Origin of the sequence: Streptomyces xiaopingdaonensis (assembly GCF_000262345.1) — a bacterium.
Classification (GTDB): Bacteria; Actinomycetota; Actinomycetes; order Streptomycetales; family Streptomycetaceae; genus Streptomyces; species Streptomyces xiaopingdaonensis.
On sequence record NZ_AJTQ01000295.1, the window covers coordinates 1 to 16,332 of the forward strand.

The following is a 16,332-nucleotide window of genomic DNA, read 5'->3' on the forward strand; positions in this document are numbered from 1 at the left end:
GACGCGCCCGTCGCGGACTCCGAGATCATCTTCGGGGCCTACACCGAGTACACGGGGCTGCGGTTCGCGCTCTTCCTGCTCGCCGAGTACGCGGGGATCGTCGTCGTCTCGGCGCTCACCGCCGTGCTCTTCCTCGGCGGCTGGCACGGTCCGTTCGCCGACGGGCTCGGCTGGGTGTGGACGCTGCTGAAGACGGCGGTGCTCTCGTTCGTCGTCATCTGGCTGCGGGTCAGCTACCCGCGGCTGCGTGCCGACCAGATCCAGCGGTTCGCGTGGACGGTGCTGGTGCCGCTCGCCCTCGCCCAGATCGCGCTCACCGGCGTCGTCAAGGTGGTGCTCTCCTGATGTCCCTTCCCGGCTCCGGCCTCGCCAAGGGCCTCGCCGTCACCCTGCGCACCATGACGAAGCGCACGGTGACCGCGCAGTACCCGGACGTGCAGCCCGAACTCCCGCCCCGCTCCCGCGGTGTGATCGCCCTCTTCGAGGAGAACTGCACGGTCTGCATGCTCTGCGCCCGCGAGTGCCCCGACTGGTGCATCTACATCGACTCGCACAAGGAGACGACGCCGCCCGCGACCCCGGGCGGCAGGGAGCGCAGCCACAACGTCCTCGACCGCTTCGCGATCGACTTCGCACTCTGCATGTACTGCGGCATCTGCATCGAGGTCTGCCCGTTCGACGCCCTCTTCTGGTCGCCGGAGTTCGAGTACGCGGAGACCGACATCAGGGACCTCACGCACGAGCGCGACAAGCTCCGCGAGTGGATGTGGACGGTCCCCGAGCCGCCCGCCCTCGACCCTGCCGCCGAGGAGCCGAAGGAGCTGGCGACGGCGCAGAAGGCAGCCGAAAAGGCGGCGCAGAAGGCGGCGGAGGGCGCGCAGGACGCCGGACCGCAGGCGCCGGACGACCGCGCGGAGGGCGACGGCGCATGACCCACGTCCTCTCCGTCCCGCTCGCCGCCGGCCACCCCGGCTTCCTCTCGCCGACCGGCGTGGAGATCGCGTTCGTCCTCGTCGGGGTCGTGGTGCTCGGCGCCGCGGTCGCGACGGTCACCACGCGCCAACTCGTCCACGCCGCCCTGTGGCTGGTGGTCGCGCTCGGCGGGGTGGCGGTCGAATACCTGCTGCTCACCGCGGAGTTCATCGCCTGGGTGCAGGTGCTGATCTACGTCGGCTCCGTCGTGGTGCTGCTCCTCTTCGGGCTGATGCTGACGCGGGCGCCGATAGGCCGCTCCCCGGAAGCCGACTCCGGCAACCGTCCGGCCGCGCTCACCGTCGCGGGAGGCGCCGCCGTGCTGCTCGTCGTCCTCGTGGTCGACGCGTTCCGGTCGACGTGGATCGCGCTCGACGTACCGGCGGCCGGCTCGACGCGGCTCACGGGCGAAGCCCTCTTCCGCAACTGGGTGCTGCCGTTCGAAGCGCTCTCGGTGCTGCTCCTCGCCGCCCTCGTCGGCGCGATCGTCCTCTCCCGCCGGAAGGACGCCTCCGCGGCGCCGCCGGACGCAGCGGACACGAGCGAGGACGGAGGCCGCTGATGCACCTCGCCTACCCGGCCGTCCTCTCGGCGCTGCTCTTCTGCACCGGCCTCTACGGGGTGCTGGCGCGGCGGAACCTGATCCTGGTGCTGATGTCGGTCGAGCTGATGCTCAACGCCGTCAACCTCGACCTCGTCGCCTTCGACGTCTGGCTCCGCGACACCCTCCACGCAGGGCAGTCCCTCGCGCTCTTCACCATCGCCGTCGCCGCGGCCGAGATCGGCATCGGCCTCGCGATCGTGCTGCTCGTCCACCGCAACCGGGGCACCAGCGCCGTCGACCGGCTCCGCCTGCTCCGCGACGACTCGCGCGACGAGCCGGCCCCACCCCCCGCCGGCGCGGCAGCGGCGCGACCGGGCGGCAGCGAAGGACCCGACACCAGCGGAGAGGCCACCGAGTGAGCACCCAGACCCTCGCCGTCCTCGTCCCGCTCCTGCCGTTCCTCGCCGCAGCCGCCGGACTGCTGCTCGGCGGACGTGCGCCGGGGTTCGTACGCCCGCTCGCGGTGCTGCCGACGGCGGTCGCCGCGGCGCTCGCGGCGCTCGTCGCCGCGCGCCAGAGCGGCGGCACGCCGATCCGCGGCGCGACCGAGCTCACGCCCACGGGCAACGCCGACCTGCCCGTCCAACTCGCGCTCCACGTCGACGGGTTCGCCGCGCTCGTCGCCGTGCTCGTCGGCGTCGTCGCCACCGCGGTGCAGCTCTACTCGACGAGCTACCTGCGCGACGACCCCCGCTACCCGTCCTACGCGGCGCTCGTCTCGCTCTTCAGCGCGGCGATGTACCTCGTCGTCTACAGCGACGACCTCGTCGTCCTCCTCGTCGGCTGGGAGGTGATGGGCGTCTGCTCGTACTTCCTCATCGGCCACCACTGGGAGACCCGCGCGGCCCGCTCCGCCTCCCTGAAGGCGTTCCTCACCACGAAACTCGGCGACGTGCCGTTCCTCATCGGCATCCTCGCGCTCGCGTCCGACGCCGGCACCTTCCGGATCAGCACCATCACCACGCGCCTCACCTCCTCGCTCTCCGGCTGGGAGCTGGCCCACCCGACGCTCGTCGCGCTGCTGCTGCTCGCCGGGGTGGCGGGCAAGTCGGCGCTGTTCCCGCTCCACACCTGGCTGCCGAGCGCGATGGCCGGCCCGACACCGGTCTCCGCGCTCATCCACGCGGCCACCATGGTCGCGGCCGGCATCTACGTCGTCGCACGGCTGCTGCCGGTCTTCGCCTCCTCCGCGGCCGCGCTCCTCGTCCTCGCCGCCCTCGCCGGGCTCACGATGGCGGGCGCGGCGCTCTGCGCCCTCGCGCAGGACGACCTCAAACGGGTCCTCGCCTACTCGACGCTGAGCCAACTCGCCTACATGGCAGGCGCGCTCGCCGTCGCCGACCGCGGTGCCGCCGTCTTCCACCTGCTGTCGCACGGCGCCTTCAAGGCGCTGCTCTTCCTCGCCGCCGGCGTCCTCATCCACGCCGCGGGCACCAACTCGCTCACCGCGATGGGACGCCGCCGGCTCACCTCCCGCGCCCCCGACGCCTACTGGACGACGACGCTCGGCCTGCTGGCGCTCGCCGCGATCCCGCCGTTCTCCGGGTTCTTCTCCAAGGAGGCCGTCCTCGCCTCCGCCGAGCACGCAGCCCTCGCGCACCGGAGCGGCGTCCCCGCGGTCGCCGGCTGGATCGTCCTCGTCGCAGGGCTCCTCACGGCGCTCCTCACCGCGGCGTACGCGACCCGCATGTGGCTCCTCGCCTTCCGCGGGACCGGCGCGCAACCCCCGGCACCCGCCGAGCCCGCGGGCGCCACCGGCGTCGGCGCGATCGAAGAGGACCCACCGGGCGACGAGCCCAACTCGCTGCCGGACACCCCGCCTTCGCAGCCGCGGGCACGGCGCCAGCCCGCCGCCATGACGGTCGTGCTGTGGGCCCTCGCCGTCCCGACGCTCGCCTTCGGCCTGCTCTTCGACGCCCTCCCCGCGTGGTTCGACAGCGCGACGCTCGCGCCGACGCTCACCACCTCGGTCCTCGCCACAGGCGTCGCCCTCGTCGGCGCCGTCGTCACCTACGGCGCCTGGCGGCACACGACCGCGCTCGCGCCGGGCACCGCGAGCGCCGACCCCGGTCGGCTGCTCCTCGGCCCCCTGCACACCACCGCAGAGGCCGGCTTCCGCCTCGACGCCGCCTACCGCGCCGTCGCCGTCCGGCCCGCGCTCGCCGCCTCCCGGCTGGCGCGGATGCTCGACCGGGACGTCGTCGACGCCTACGTGCGCGGCGCCGGACGCGGCTCGCGGATGCTGGGCGCCCTCGTACGCCGTGCGCAGACCGGCAACCTCCAGACGTACCTCGCCGTGCTCCTCGCCGGCTCGGTCGTCCTCGCGGTCGCCGCCGCCGTCGCCGCCACCGGAACCGCAGGAGCGTGACCCCGTGATCGACGAGACCGTGCTCCGGATCCTGCTCCTCGCCGTCGTCGCGGTGCCGCTCCTCGGGGCCGCCGCCGCGCTGCTTCCGGCCCCGCCCGGACTCCGCGGGCGCTCGCCCGAGCAGGCCGTGCTGCGGCACGGCGTCGTCGTCACGGGCGCCGTCCTCGCCCTCACGGTCGCCCTCGCCGCCGGGTTCGACCACGCGCGCTCCGGCACCATGCAGGCGCAGACCGACGCCAGTTGGATCCCCGCGCTCGACGTCCGCCTCCACCTCGGCGTCGACGGCGTCTCGCTGCCGCTGCTCGTGCTGACCGCGCTGCTCACCTTCCTCTGCGCGCTCCACGCCTACTCCAGGCCGCCGGCAGGGCCGACGCCCACGGCCTTCGTGGCGCTGCTCCTCCTCCTGGAGACCGGCACCCTCGCCACCTTCGCCGTGCTCGACCTGATGCTCTTCTTCCTCGCGTTCGAGACCGTCCTCGTCCCGATGTACTTCCTCATCGCGCGCTGGGGCGGCGGGGACGAGCAGGGCCGCGAACGCACCGCGGCCGCGGGGAAGTTCGTCCTCTACACCGTGCTCGGCTCGCTCGTCATGCTGCTCGGGCTGCTGGTGCTCGGCCTCGGCGCCGGGACCTTCGACATGGTCCGCCTCGCCGAGGCGCACGGCGCGGGCCTCGGGCACACCGCGCAGCTCGTCGCGGTCCTCGCCGTCGGACTCGGGCTCGCCGTCAAGACGCCGATGTGGCCGCTGCACAGTTGGCTCCCCGACGCGCACACGGCGGCGCCGACCGTCGGCTCCGTCCTCCTCGCCGGGGTGCTGCTGAAGATGGGCACCTACGGCTTCGTCCGCATCCTGCTGCCGTCCGCGCCCGAGGGGATGCGGACCTTCGCGCCCTACCTCGCCGCGTTCGCCGCCGTCGGCATCGTCTACGGCTCGCTCGTCTGCCTCGCGCTGGTGCGCCGCGGCGCGGCGGGCGACCTCAAGCGGCTCGTCGCCTACTCCTCCGTCGGGCACATGGGCTTCGTCCTGCTCGGCATCGCGACCCTGAGCAAGACCGGCGTCAACGGCGCGCTCTTCGCCAACGTCGCGCACGGCCTCATCACCGGGCTGCTCTTCTTCCTCGTCGGCGCCGTCAAGGACCGCACGGGCAGTACCGACCTCGACGCGCTCGCCGGCCGTACGGGCGCCGCCCTCTACGCCCGCGCCCCCCGCCTCGGCGGACTCCTCGCCTTCGGCGCCGTCGCCTCGCTCGGGCTCCCCGGACTCGCCGGATTCTGGGGCGAGATGCTCGCCCTGCTCGGTGCCTACCACCCGGCCGACGGACTGAGCCGGCCCGCGTATCTCGTCTTCCTCGCCCTCGGCGGGCTCGGCACCCTCCTCACGGCGGCCTACCTGCTCCTCGTCGTCGGCCGCGTCTGCATGGGCGACCCGAAGCCGCAGGCGCCGGCGAAGAGCGAGCAGGACGGCTGGCGCCCGGCGCAACCGCCGCTCCACACGCTGCCCGACGTGCGGGCCCACGAGTTCGCCGCCTGGACACCGCTCGCCGTCCTCACCGTCCTCGCCGGGCTGTGGCCCGCGGCGCTGCTCGGACTCACCGACCCCGCCGTGCAGAATTTCCTGCCAGGAGTGACCCGTTGACCGCCACCGACGCAGCCTCCCCCGGCACCGCGCTCGCCGCGGGCGCCGTGCAGTCGATCGACTGGGCGGCGCTGGCACCGCCGCTCCTCGCCGCGCTCTTCGGGGTCGGCGTCCTCGTCGCCGACCTCTTCCTGGAGGGAACGCGCAAGCGGCTCCTGGGCTGGACCGCCGCAGCCGGACTCGCCGTCGCACTGCTCTCGCTGCTCCCGCTCGCCGGCGGGGGACGCGCCACCTTCTGCCTCGACGGCGGCGCGGGGCCGTGCAGCTACACCGCCGACGCGTTCGCGCTCTCCGTCCAACTCCTCGTTCTCGGCGCGGCGTTGGTCGTCGCCTGCATGTCGATGACGGCGGTCGAGGACGAGGACCTGCCGCGCGGCGAGTTCTGGTTCCTGCTGCTCGCCGCCTCGGCAGGAGCCGCGCTGCTGCCCGCCTCGCGCGACCTCGCCACGCTCGTCGTCGCGCTGGAGGTGGCCTCGCTGCCGTCGTTCGCGCTCGTCGCGCTGCGGCGCTCGGACGGGCGCAGCTCCGAAGGCGCGCTCAAGTTCTTCGTCTCCTCGGTCACCGCCACCGCCGTCCTCCTCCTCGGCGTCAGCTTCGTCTACGCGGCGACGGGCAGCCTCCACCTCGCCGACATCGCCCGCGAACTCCCCACCGTCGATCCCCGTCTGAGCACGCTCGCCGCCGCGGGGACGGCGCTCACCCTCGTCGGCTTCGCCTTCAAGACCGCCGCCGTGCCCTTCCACTTCTGGGTCCCCGAGACGTACCTGGGCGCCCCGCTGCCCGTCGCCGCCTACCTCTCCGTCGTCGGGAAGGCGGTCGGGTTCTCGGGGCTCGCGCTCGTCACCGTCCTCGGGTTCCGGTCCTACGGGCACGTGTGGGGGCCGCTCCTCGCCGCCCTCGCCGCGCTCACCATGACCGTCGGCAACGTCGCCGCGCTCCGCCAGCGCGCCGGGACAGCGGACAGCGCGGTGCGGCTGCTCGCCTGGTCGTCCGTCGGGCAGGCCGGCTACCTGCTCGTACCGCTCGCCGCCGCCGCGTACGCCGACGAGCCGGGGGAGGCGGTGGGCGCGACGGTCGCGTACGCGCTCATGTACGGCGTGGTCAACCTCGGGGCCTTCGCCTGCGTCGCGCTGGTGCGGCGCGGCGGCGGGCTGCGGCTCTCCGACCTCGGCGGCCTCGGGACGCGCGCCCCGCTGACGGCGCTGCTCCTCGCCTTCTTCCTGCTCTGCCTCGCGGGCCTGCCGCCGGGGCTCGTCGGCCTCTTCGCCAAGGTCACCGTCTTCCGGGCCGCCGTCGACGCGGGGCTGGGGTGGCTCGCCGCCGTGATGGCCGTCAATGTCGTGATCGCGCTCGCCTACTACCTCCGGTGGACCGCCGTCCTCTTCGCGCGCGCCCCCGAGGGGCAGCCGCTTCCCGCGCCTGGGCCGGCGCGCACGGCCGTGCCCCTCGCGCTCGCCGTCGCCGGCACCGCGCTCCTCGGCCTCGCGCTCTCCGGGGCGCCGCAGCTCATCCTCCGCTTCGCCGGAGCTGCGCTGCTGTAGTGGCCCGACCGGCTGGTCCGCGTGAGCTGCCACGCACGGGGGAACGGGAACTGACCGCGGCTGCGTCGCGTTGACGCTTACGTGAAGGACCCACCGACTGGTGGGACGGCACCCGGCACAGGGTTCCCCTGCTGCACCATCTGGAGGGCGTACTGTGCACCGCAGGCACAACGGGCTGAGGACGGCCCTGCTCCTCGGGGGACTCTCCGCCGTCATCGTGGGGATCGGCAGCCTCTTCGGCACCACGGGCCTCGTCGTCGCCGTCGTCGTGGCGCTCGCCACCAACGGCTACGCGTACTGGAACAGCGACCGCATCGCGCTCCGCTCCATGCGGGCACGCGCGGTGAGCGAGTTCGAGGCGCCGGGGCTCTACCGCATCGTCCGCGAACTCTCGACGGCCGCCCGGCAGCCGATGCCCCGTCTCTACATCTCGCCCACGGCGGCGCCCAACGCCTTCGCCACCGGCCGCGACCCGCGCCACTCCGCGGTCTGCTGCACCGAGGGCATCCTCCGCCTCCTCGACGAGCGGGAGCTGCGGGGCGTTCTCGGCCACGAGCTCAGCCACGTCTACAACCGCGACATCCTCATCTCCTCGGTGGCGGGAGCGCTCGCCTCGGTGATCGTCTTCCTCGTCAACTTCGCCTGGCTGATCCCCTTCGGGCGCTCGGACGACGACGAGGGGCCCGGCCTCCTCGGCATGCTGCTGATCATGCTGCTCGGCCCGCTCGCCGCCTCGCTCATCCAGCTCGCCGTCTCCCGTTCCCGGGAGTACGAGGCCGACGCCTCCGGCGCCCAGCTCACCGGCGACCCGCTCGCCCTCGCCTCCGCGCTGCGGAAGCTGGAGGCCGGCACCCAGCAGCTTCCGCTCCCGCCCGAGCCCCGGCTGGAGACTTCCAGCCATCTCATGATCGCCAACCCCTTCCGGCGCGGCGACGGCATGGCGAAGCTCTTCTCCACCCACCCGCCCATGGGCGAGCGCATCGCCCGGCTCGAGCGGATGGCCGGCCGGCACTGACAGCCGACCGGCAACCGTGATCAGGGGGTTGACGTCCTTCACCCCGGGTGGCGCGAAACCGCCCGGACGCGGCCGGGCTGTCCGAGCCGCGTGGAAAGCTCGGTCGAGGCCGTCCCCGGAGGTCCCGGGAGACGGGGAAGTGCGAGGGGAACCGCGGTGAAGCTCATCGAACTGGTGCTGAACCTGCTCTGGCTCATCTTCTGCGGGATCTGGATGGCGCTCGGCTACGCGCTGGCGGCGCTGATCTGCTTCGTCTTCGTGGTGACGATCCCGTTCGGCATAGCAGCAGGGCGGATCGCCGGCTACGTGCTCTGGCCCTTCGGCCGCACCACCGTGGTGAGGCGGGACGCAGGGAGCCCCTCCTGCGTCGGCAACGTCATCTGGCTCGTCTTCGCCGGCTGGTGGCTGGTGATCGGCCACATCCTCACCAGCATCCCTCTTTTCCTGTCGATCATCGGCATCCCCTTCGGCTGGGCGAACCTGAAGCTCATCCCCGTCTCCCTGATGCCGTTCGGCCGCCAGGTGGTCCCGTCGGACCAGCGGTTCGCGGGGTGGTGAGCTAGCTGCTCGCGGCCCCGCTGCTGCCCGCCGACAGCCGCTTCAGCAGCCGTCCGGGGCGGAGGGACTCCTGCGGGGCCCGGCGCGAGACGTCCAACGCCCAGAGCACCAGCGGTGCTTGCAGCGGCGTCCGGCCGTAGGCGATCACCTTGTGCGCGGTGGACCTGTCCCGCCAGTCCCTCATCATCTTCACGTGGGCCGGCAGGAGGGCGGTGAAGAGCCCGGCGGCGGCAGCCCCGCCGAGCGCACGCGTCCTGGGATGGGCGACCGCGGCCGCCAGCGCGAGCTCCACGGCCCCGCTCGCGTAGACCCAGGTGCGCGCCGTGCCCGGCAGCCTGGTGGGGACGATCCCCTCGAAGACGCGGGGCGCGACGAAGTGACCGGTACCGGCGGTGGCGAGCAGACGGGCGAGCGCGGGTGCGGCGTGCTGAGCCATCGGACCTCCGTTGCTGCGGCGGATTCTCGGGCGTGCGGCCGAGCGTAGTGCCCTCTGCGCCCGCCGTGTCAGGGGGATGCGGTCCTGGCACGGCGGGCGCAGACGTCGCGCCGCGGCACGGGCGGGGCCGCCTCACACGGCTTCGGCGAGCGCCTTGAACTCGTCCTCGCTCAGGGCGATCCCTGCGGCCTCGATGTTCTCCTCCACGTGCCCCACGCTGGACGTTCCCGGGATCGGCAGCATCGCGGGGGAGCGGCGCAGCAGCCACGCGAGCGCGAGCTGCGCGGGAGAGGCGCCGTGGTCCTTCGACGGTCCCTCCAACGGGCCGCCGGGCGCCGCGAGTTCACCCGTCGCGATGGGGAACCACGGGATGAAGGCGAGGCCCTCGCGCTCGGCGTAGTCGAGCACGTCCTCGGCCGCGCGGTTGGCGAGGTTGTAGAGGTTCTGCACGGAGACGACGGTCGCGTGCTTCCGCGCCTCCTCGATCTGCTCGACGCTCACCTCGGAGAGCCCGATGTGCCGGATCTTGCCCTCCTGCTGGAGCAGGGCCAGCTCCCCGAGCTGGTCGGCGACCGGAACCTGCGGGTCGATCCGGTGGAGCTGGTAGAGGTCGATGCGCTCGACGCCGAGGTGCCTGAGGCTCAGCTCCGCCTGCTGACGCAGGTATTCCGGCCGCCCGACGGGACGCCAGTCGTCCGGCCCTGCGCGCGTCAGCCCGCCCTTGGTGGCCAGCGCGAGGCCCTCCGGGTAGGGGTGGAGGGCCTCGCGTATGAGGCGCTCGCTGACGAACGGGCCGTAGGAATCGGCGGTGTCGATGAAGTCCACGCCCAACTCCACGGCGCGGCGCAGCACGCGGACCGCCTCGTCCGGGTCCTTCGGCTCACCCCAGACGCCGGGTCCTGTGAGCTGCATCGCGCCGTACCCGAGTCGGTGCACGGACAGGTCGCCGCCGAGGGCGAGGGTGCCGGCGGCATGCGCCGGTGGGGGCGTACTCAATCGGACTCCTCGCTTCTGGTGGAAATTTCCTGCACCCCCAACGTGCGAGCCCGGTGGCTGGATTCCCGCGCGGCTCAGCGTCGCCTGCGGGAGAACCACGCCGCGGCGAGCGCGCCCGAGACGTTGTGCCAGACGGAGAAGATCGCCGCCGGCAGCGCCGCGAGCGGACTGAAGTGCGCACTCGCGAGCGAAGCAGCGAGCCCGGAGTTCTGCATGCCGATCTCGAACGAGAGCGCCCTGCTGCTCGGCTCCCCGAGGCGGAACAGCCGCCCGGCCGCGTAACCGAGGCCGAGCCCGAGCCCGTTGTGGAGGAAGACGGCGAGCATCACCAGCGCCGCCGCCGACTTGATCGCGTCCGCACTCCCCGCCACCACCACCGTGACGATCGCGGCGATCGTCAGCGCCGAGAGCCACGGGAGCGCGGGCAGTGCCTTCGTCACGTACCGCCCGGCGAGCAGCCGCACCACCAGCCCGGCGAGGACCGGCAGCAGCACCGTCTTGAGGATGTCCGCGACCATCGACCCGGCGTCGACGGGCAGGTACGAGCCGGCGAGGAGCAGCGTCAACGGCGGCGTGACGAGCGGCGCCACCACCGTCGAGACGGTCGCCACCGAGACCGAGAGCGCCACGTCACCCCGCGCGAGGTAGGTGACGACGTTGGAGGCCGTCCCGCTCGGCGCACACCCGACGAGGATGACGCCGGCCGCGAGCTGCGGAGGAAGATCGAGCGCGTGCGCGACGACCCAGCCGAGCCCCGGCATGATCACGTAGTGCGCCACCAGCCCGAGCGCGACCGCCCACGGCCGCTTGGCGACCCCCTTGAAGTCGTCGACGGTCATCGTCACGCCCATGCAGAACATGACGACCCCCAGCAGGTAGGGCACCGCGTCGCCGCCCCCCGCGAAGGTGCCGGGCATGACCAGCCCGAGGGCACCCGCCACGAGGACGAGGACGGGGAAGACGGTGACGGCCCGCCGCGCCGAGCGGTCCTGGGAACCGCCGTCCTCGCTCGAACCGGGGGGTGGCTTTCCCTGGGCCGCCGTGTCCGAGGGTTCTTCGGGGTACTGCTGGGCTCGTTGCTCTCGCACGGCGCGATGCAACGCCTCCCGGCGCCTCCGCGCAACACCGTCTCGCCATCCGACCCGCCTGGCCCGCCCTCTTCCCGTGCCGGTCGCGTGTTCCTCCTACCGCCGGTGACGCCAACTCCCGTCGGTCGGCGGTGAGTCCGGGCGGGAGGGCGAGGGGCCGGGAGTGGTGAAGGACACGCGGTGCTTTGCTGCCGCCGCTGGGTGGGGGAGTTCGCGCGGGGCGGCGGGGTGTGGTGAAGGACACGCGGTGCGGGCTGCCGGGGCTGGTGCCGGGGTCGGGCGGGCTGCCGGCCTCCGGTGTCGGGGCCGGGTGGGCTCCTGGCGCTGATGCCGGTGCTGGATGGCCTCCGGGTTCTGATGCCGGGCCGGGCGGACTTCCGGCTCTGATGCCGGGGCCGCGCGGGCGTCCGGGCTCTGTGCCGGGGCCGCGCAGGCGTCCGGGCTCTGTGCCGGTGCTGCTCCCGACGGGTTTCAGGCCGGTGCCGGTGCCCGTACCGCGTGCGCTTCCGGGCTCTGTGCCGATGCTGGTAACGGGCGGGCTTCGGGCCGGTGCCGCTGTCCGTGCCGGACGGGCTTCCGGGCTCGTCGCCGAGGACGGCCGCCGGACGTCGGTCGGCGTGCGTCGGGTGCCGGGTGGCCGGCGCCGTGCCGGACCCCCGCCGGGGACATGGCCTCGGACGGACGGGGCTACCCTCGCGGTGACCCGGCGTCGAACGAAGCGAGGACCCGTGAACGAGGACGACCTGACGTACCTGCGCCGCGCCGTCGAGCTGGCAGCCGAGGCGCTCGACTCGGGCGACGAGCCCTTCGGCTCCCTGCTCGTCTCGGCCGACGGCGAGGTACTCGCCGAGGACCGCAACCGAGTGGCGGGCGGAGACGGCACCCAGCACCCCGAGTTCGCACTGGCGCGCCTGTCCACGTCCCTGCTGACACCCCGTGAGCGCGCCACGGCGACGGTCTACACCTCCACCGAGCACTGCCCGATGTGCGCGGCGGCCAGCGGCTGGGTCGGCCTCGGCCACGTCGTCTACGCGAGCTCCTCCGCCCAAATCGCCCAATGGCTGACGGAGTTGGCGGCCCCACTGCCGCCCGTCCGCACGCTCCCGATCGGCGAGATCGCCCCGGACATCCAGGTGGCAGGGCCGTCCCCCGAGCTGACCGCCGAGATCCGCACCCTCTTCCGTCGCTTCCACGGCGCGGAGGGCTGACCACCGCCCTCGCCCGACACGGCCAGGCAGGAGAAGCCGGACGAGACCGCCGAGGAGCCGGCGTCCTCGTCCCGCCTGGCTACCTGCTGCGCGTTCAGCGGTAGTTGACGAACTGCAGCGCGAAGTCGAAGTCCTTGCCCTTGAGCAGCGAGATGACGTCCTGGAGATGATCGCGGCTCTTGGACGTGACGCGCAGCTCGTCCCCCTGCACCTGCGCCTTGACGCCCTTCGGCCCCTCGTCCCTGATGACCTTCGCCACCTTCTTCGCGTTCTCCTGCGAGATCCCCTCCTGAATCGTCGCGAAGATCTTGTACTCCTTGCCGGACGCCTGCGGCTCCCCCGCCTCCAGAGCCTTCAGCGAGATCCCCCGCTTGACCAGCTTCCCCTGGAAGATGTCGAGGATCGCCTTCACCCGCTCCTCGGAGTTGGCCCGCATCTCGATCCGTTCGCCCGACCACTCGATCGAGCCGCCCACACCCTTGAAGTCATAGCGCTGGGAGATCTCCTTCGACGCCTGGTTGAGCGCGTTGTCGACCTCCTGCCGCTCGACCTTCGAGACGATGTCGAAACTGGAGTCGGCCATGGTGAGTTGGCTCCTCGTGTCGTGGTCCGTCAGTCATGTCCCCCGGCACACCGGGGCAACCGCAAGACTAGGCCCACCCACCCCCGCCCCGGCTCCCACCGTGCCCACCCCCGCTGATCAACGGGGTGGCGAACCACCCCGGGTCATCAGGTATGGTTTAGCCCGTTGCCAGGGAGCACCCCCGGGTCCCCACGGCGACAATCCCAGGCGGTGTGCCCGAGCGGCCAAAGGGAGCAGACTGTAAATCTGCCGGCTCAGCCTTCCAAGGTTCGAATCCTTGCGCCGCCACCCTTCGAAAGGGCCCCGTGACCAGGAAGATTCCTGGTCACGGGGCCCTTTGGCGTTCCTCGGGATGTCGACGCGATACGGGGTCTTTGTCCCGTCTTGTCTCACTCCATATCGCTCCCTGACCAGTGCGTGTGGGGCACGCGTGGGGCAGCCTTCACTACCCCCGGAGCGTGTTCTCGATTTGAGCGTTCGCCGCGGCCGACGCCCCGTCCATGCACTTGGCGTAGACGCGGAACAGCACGGCCACGCTGTTCCCCGCCCTACGTGCGCCACAGCGTGTCGGCGTGCACTGACACGCACGCAGCACGCGCGCAACCGTGTCTCGGGCGGCGCCCCACCGGGGTGACGGTGGGGGGCCGAATCAGCGACGTCGGCGGGGTGGCCGTTTCCCGCCTGCGTATCGCGGTACTCCGATCGCCATGGTGAGCATCGGTTACTTTCTGGCCTGCGAGGAGTTCGCCCCGCAGGAGCTGGTACGGCAGGCGAAACTGGCCGAGCGGGCCGGTTTCGAGCGGCTGTGGATCTCCGACCACTTCCATCCCTGGCAGGACAGCCAGGGCCAGGCCGCCTTCGTGTGGTCGGTGATCGGGGCGCTGTCCGAGGCTGTGTCCCTGCCCGTCGGGACCGCGGTCACCTGCCCCACCTTCCGCATCCATCCCGCGATCATCGCCCAGGCTTCGGCCACGGCGGCCGTGCAATTGGGCGGGCGTTTCACGCTGGGAGTGGGCACGGGGGAGGCGCTCAACGAACACATCCTCGGGCACGCCTGGCCGCCCGCACCGGTGAGGCTGCAGATGCTGGAGGAAGCCGTCAACCTGATGCGGCGGCTGCACACCGGCAAGCGCACCACCTTCCACGGCGACTACTACACCGTGGAAGACGCGCGCATCTATACGCTGCCCGACGAGCCGGTCCCGATGGCCGTGTCCGCTTTCGGCCCCGTCGCCACGAAGATGGCCGCCCGCATCGGCGACGCCTTCGCCACCGCCTCGCCCAACGCCGAACTGGTCCAGTTGTACCGCGACTCCGGGGGTGGGCAGCGTGTCGTCCAGGGCGGGATGAAGGTGTGCTACGCGGAAACCGAGGAGGCCGGTCTGGACCTTGCGCACCGGCTGTGGGCCACTGAGCTGCTGCCGGGACAGGTCCCGTCGACACTGACCCGCCCGAAGGACTTCGCCGCCGCCGCGGAGCTGGTCTCCCGCGAGGCGGTCGGACAGCAGATGGTCTGCGGCCCGGATGTGGAACGGCACCGGGCAGCGGTCCAAAACTATGTCGACGCCGGCTTCGACGAGCTCTACGTCCAGCAGATCGGCCCGAACCAGGACGAGTTCTTCCGGGTGTGGGGCGAACAGGTGCTCCCGTCGTTCCGCTAGACGACTTGTTCCGATCGGCTGCGTGCATGAGGCGAGGGCGCCCACTGTCGGTGTGTGAACACAGACCTGAACTCCCTCGCCGTGTAGATCGATGACTCGCTGAAGGCTCACCAAGACTCGCGCCGGAGCGGCCCGTGGCAGGTATCGCACCCGGCTCGGCGATGCGGAGTTGGTGACGCTCTTGGCGATGCTCGTCTTCACCTCTGAGGTTCGCTGGCGGAGTCAGGAAGGGACGACTGACCGACGTGCTCCGGCGGCTGTGCGAGGGCGGACGACTCAGGGCGAAGGGCAGGCGTGAGCCACCATCCGGACGCAACCTTCTGAAGCCCGGCGCAAGTTGAGGAACCTGCCTCTCGTGCCGCGGAGTCCTCGAATGCCAGAGCCCTCAGCCGATCGCTCAGGCATCGCCCCGGCAAGCTCTGCCTCGCCGCTCCTCGGAATCTGCACCGCCGCCTCAACCTTCGACAAACGCACCGACCACCTCGACCCCGGGGCCGCGCGGCCTTCTCATCGCGCCTGGCGGTACGGCCGGCAACCGAGTTTGTGACCGAGCATGATCTGCCTTCCTCATGCGAGGAGCACGACACCTTCTCTGACTCGTAGTGTTGGCCAGGGTGCTCCCGGTGTGGGTCGTCGTGAGGTCAGCGAACACGACGATTCCACCGCTCGCGTCCGGGGGCCGAGTCATCGAGCTACCGACCAGCACCGTGAACGAGGCCGCCCGCGGCGGGTCGGCCACCGCAGAGAGGGATGCCTGATTTGTCGCTTTCGAAGAAAGTTGCTTCAACGAGGGACAGCGGCCGATAAACACGCAGGTCAACGAGACTGCTCCCCGCGCGTGCGGGGATGGACCCCGACTCCGCCCCCGGCAGTGCCGACCATCAGGCTGCTCCCCGCGCGTGCGGGGATGGACCCGATGGACAAAGGTACCTCCCCTTCGGGGAGGTCTGCTCCCCGCGCGTGCGGGGATGGACCCAGCGTGACCGAGGCGTACGTCCTTCAGCGCTACTGCTCCCCGCGCGTGCGGGGATGGACCCCTCGGCAAAGACGCCGTCGACCACGTCCGCCCCTGCTCCCCGCGCGTGCGGGGATGGACCCGACGATCCCCTTCTTGCCGCGGGCTGCGAGCCCTGCTCCCCGCGCGTGCGGGGATGGACCCCAGATGTGCCGGCGCCTCGGCGTCGAGCCGGTCTGCTCCCCGCGCGTGCGGGGATGGACCCGGGTAGAGGCCCGCGGCGTTGAGGCTGTCGGCCTGCTCCCCGCGCGTGCGGGGATGAACCCTCCTGGGACGTGCCGCTCCTGCGGGTGCTGGCCTGCTCCCCGCGCCCGCGGGGCCGCCCCTGCGAATGCCCGCACTGCGCCTCCCCGGCCGCTTGAGAGATCCGGCACCCGCCAGGTTCCCGCGGCAGTGCGGGATGACCGGGCCGGCCGCAACTCGTCAACCAACGCGCCACCGAGCCCCGTTACCCAGCCGCCACCACTCCCCCCGAACAATTCCCCGCCCACACCCCAGGCGTCCGCCCCCACCACGGACGTGCCCGTTCCAGTTGTCCGGCGAGTCGGAAGAGGCGGTCCTCGGCCCCGTAATCGGTGGCGAACTGCATGCCGATCGGGAGTCCGGTCGCGTCGTCGGTCGTGAGGGGGACGGACATGGCGGGTGTGCCCG

At 72.3% G+C, this 16,332-nt stretch carries 15 protein-coding genes, 1 tRNA gene, 1 pseudogene and 1 CRISPR repeat array; of the genes and pseudogenes, 12 read left to right on the forward strand and 5 right to left on the reverse strand.

The genetic code is table 11. The annotated features are described in order from the left end of the window. The 9 genes from UWG_RS0123280 to UWG_RS0123320 all read left to right on the forward strand — a co-directional run. Positions 1-345, forward strand: a 345-nt coding sequence (locus tag UWG_RS0123280) for a complex I subunit 1 family protein (RefSeq protein WP_016909612.1), incomplete at its 5' end; no start/stop codon positions are given. Then, a complete protein-coding gene (locus tag UWG_RS0123285) occupies positions 345-932 on the forward strand; it encodes a NuoI/complex I 23 kDa subunit family protein (RefSeq protein WP_016909613.1) in 588 nt (195 codons plus the stop codon). The genes UWG_RS0123280 and UWG_RS0123285, both read left to right, overlap by 1 nt. Further along, a complete protein-coding gene (locus UWG_RS0123290) occupies positions 929-1,534 on the forward strand; it encodes an NADH-quinone oxidoreductase subunit J family protein (protein WP_016909614.1) in 606 nt (201 codons plus the stop codon). The genes UWG_RS0123285 and UWG_RS0123290 overlap by 4 nt, the downstream gene beginning before the upstream one ends. After that, positions 1,534-1,935, forward strand: coding sequence for an NADH-quinone oxidoreductase subunit NuoK (gene nuoK, locus UWG_RS0123295; protein ID WP_016909615.1), 402 nt, complete (start codon positions 1,534-1,536; stop codon positions 1,933-1,935). Before UWG_RS0123290 ends, nuoK begins: the two co-directional genes overlap by 1 nt. Continuing rightward, positions 1,932-3,944 carry an NADH-quinone oxidoreductase subunit 5 family protein gene (locus UWG_RS0123300; protein ID WP_016909616.1) on the forward strand — a complete coding sequence of 671 codons (2,013 nt, stop codon included), beginning with the start codon at positions 1,932-1,934 and terminating at the stop codon, positions 3,942-3,944. The genes nuoK and UWG_RS0123300 overlap by 4 nt, the downstream gene beginning before the upstream one ends. A gap of 4 nt (positions 3,945-3,948) precedes the next feature. Next, positions 3,949-5,580: a complex I subunit 4 family protein gene (locus UWG_RS0123305; RefSeq protein WP_016909617.1), complete on the forward strand. Its 1,632-nt coding sequence runs from the start codon at positions 3,949-3,951 to the stop codon at positions 5,578-5,580. Continuing rightward, positions 5,577-7,121 carry an NADH-quinone oxidoreductase subunit N gene (locus UWG_RS0123310; RefSeq protein ID WP_016909618.1) on the forward strand — a complete coding sequence of 515 codons (1,545 nt, stop codon included), beginning with the start codon at positions 5,577-5,579 and terminating at the stop codon, positions 7,119-7,121. Before UWG_RS0123305 ends, UWG_RS0123310 begins: the two co-directional genes overlap by 4 nt. A 154-nt stretch (positions 7,122-7,275) precedes the next feature. Continuing rightward, positions 7,276-8,136: a zinc metalloprotease HtpX gene (gene htpX / locus UWG_RS0123315; protein WP_016909619.1), complete on the forward strand. Its 861-nt coding sequence runs from the start codon at positions 7,276-7,278 to the stop codon at positions 8,134-8,136. Between the two features lie 156 nt (positions 8,137-8,292). Beyond that, positions 8,293-8,694, forward strand: coding sequence for a YccF domain-containing protein (locus UWG_RS0123320; protein ID WP_016909620.1), 402 nt, complete (start codon positions 8,293-8,295; stop codon positions 8,692-8,694). Position 8,695: 1 nt separating this feature from the next. On the opposite strand, the gene UWG_RS0123325 is transcribed toward UWG_RS0123320, so the two are convergent. From UWG_RS0123325 to UWG_RS0123335, 3 genes are all read right to left on the reverse strand, one after another. Beyond that, entirely contained in the window at positions 8,696-9,130 is a 435-nt protein-coding gene (locus tag UWG_RS0123325) for a DoxX family protein (RefSeq protein ID WP_016909621.1), read from the reverse strand. A gap of 132 nt (positions 9,131-9,262) precedes the next feature. Further along, positions 9,263-10,126: an aldo/keto reductase gene (locus UWG_RS0123330; RefSeq protein WP_016909622.1), complete on the reverse strand. Its 864-nt coding sequence runs from the start codon at positions 10,124-10,126 to the stop codon at positions 9,263-9,265. A gap of 74 nt (positions 10,127-10,200) precedes the next feature. Next, positions 10,201-11,214: a bile acid:sodium symporter family protein gene (locus UWG_RS0123335; RefSeq protein WP_016909623.1), complete on the reverse strand. Its 1,014-nt coding sequence runs from the start codon at positions 11,212-11,214 to the stop codon at positions 10,201-10,203. Positions 11,215-11,942: 728 nt separating this feature from the next. On the opposite strand from UWG_RS0123335, the gene UWG_RS0123340 reads away from it, so the two are divergent. Next, the gene (locus UWG_RS0123340; RefSeq protein WP_016909624.1) at positions 11,943-12,422 is read left to right on the forward strand and encodes a nucleoside deaminase; all 480 of its coding nucleotides are present in this window, start codon (positions 11,943-11,945) and stop codon (positions 12,420-12,422) included. Positions 12,423-12,516: 94 nt separating this feature from the next. On the opposite strand, the gene UWG_RS0123345 is transcribed toward UWG_RS0123340, so the two are convergent. After that, positions 12,517-13,005 (reverse strand): YajQ family cyclic di-GMP-binding protein, encoded by a 489-nt coding sequence (locus UWG_RS0123345; protein ID WP_016909625.1) that lies wholly within the window; start codon positions 13,003-13,005, stop codon positions 12,517-12,519. A gap of 206 nt (positions 13,006-13,211) precedes the next feature. On the opposite strand from UWG_RS0123345, the gene UWG_RS0123350 reads away from it, so the two are divergent. Beyond that, positions 13,212-13,293, forward strand: a tRNA-Tyr gene (locus UWG_RS0123350). A 419-nt stretch (positions 13,294-13,712) separates the two neighbouring features. Next, positions 13,713-14,666: a TIGR03557 family F420-dependent LLM class oxidoreductase gene (locus UWG_RS0123360; RefSeq protein ID WP_016909627.1), complete on the forward strand. Its 954-nt coding sequence runs from the start codon at positions 13,713-13,715 to the stop codon at positions 14,664-14,666. A gap of 825 nt (positions 14,667-15,491) precedes the next feature. Next, a CRISPR array of direct repeats spans positions 15,492-15,947; the repeat unit is 29 nt; unit sequence CTGCTCCCCGCGCGTGCGGGGATGGACCC. Positions 15,948-16,129: 182 nt separating this feature from the next. Here the strand turns inward: UWG_RS0123360 and UWG_RS33845 are convergent. Next, a pseudogene (locus tag UWG_RS33845) lies at positions 16,130-16,332 on the reverse strand (amidase family protein); the annotation flags it as partial.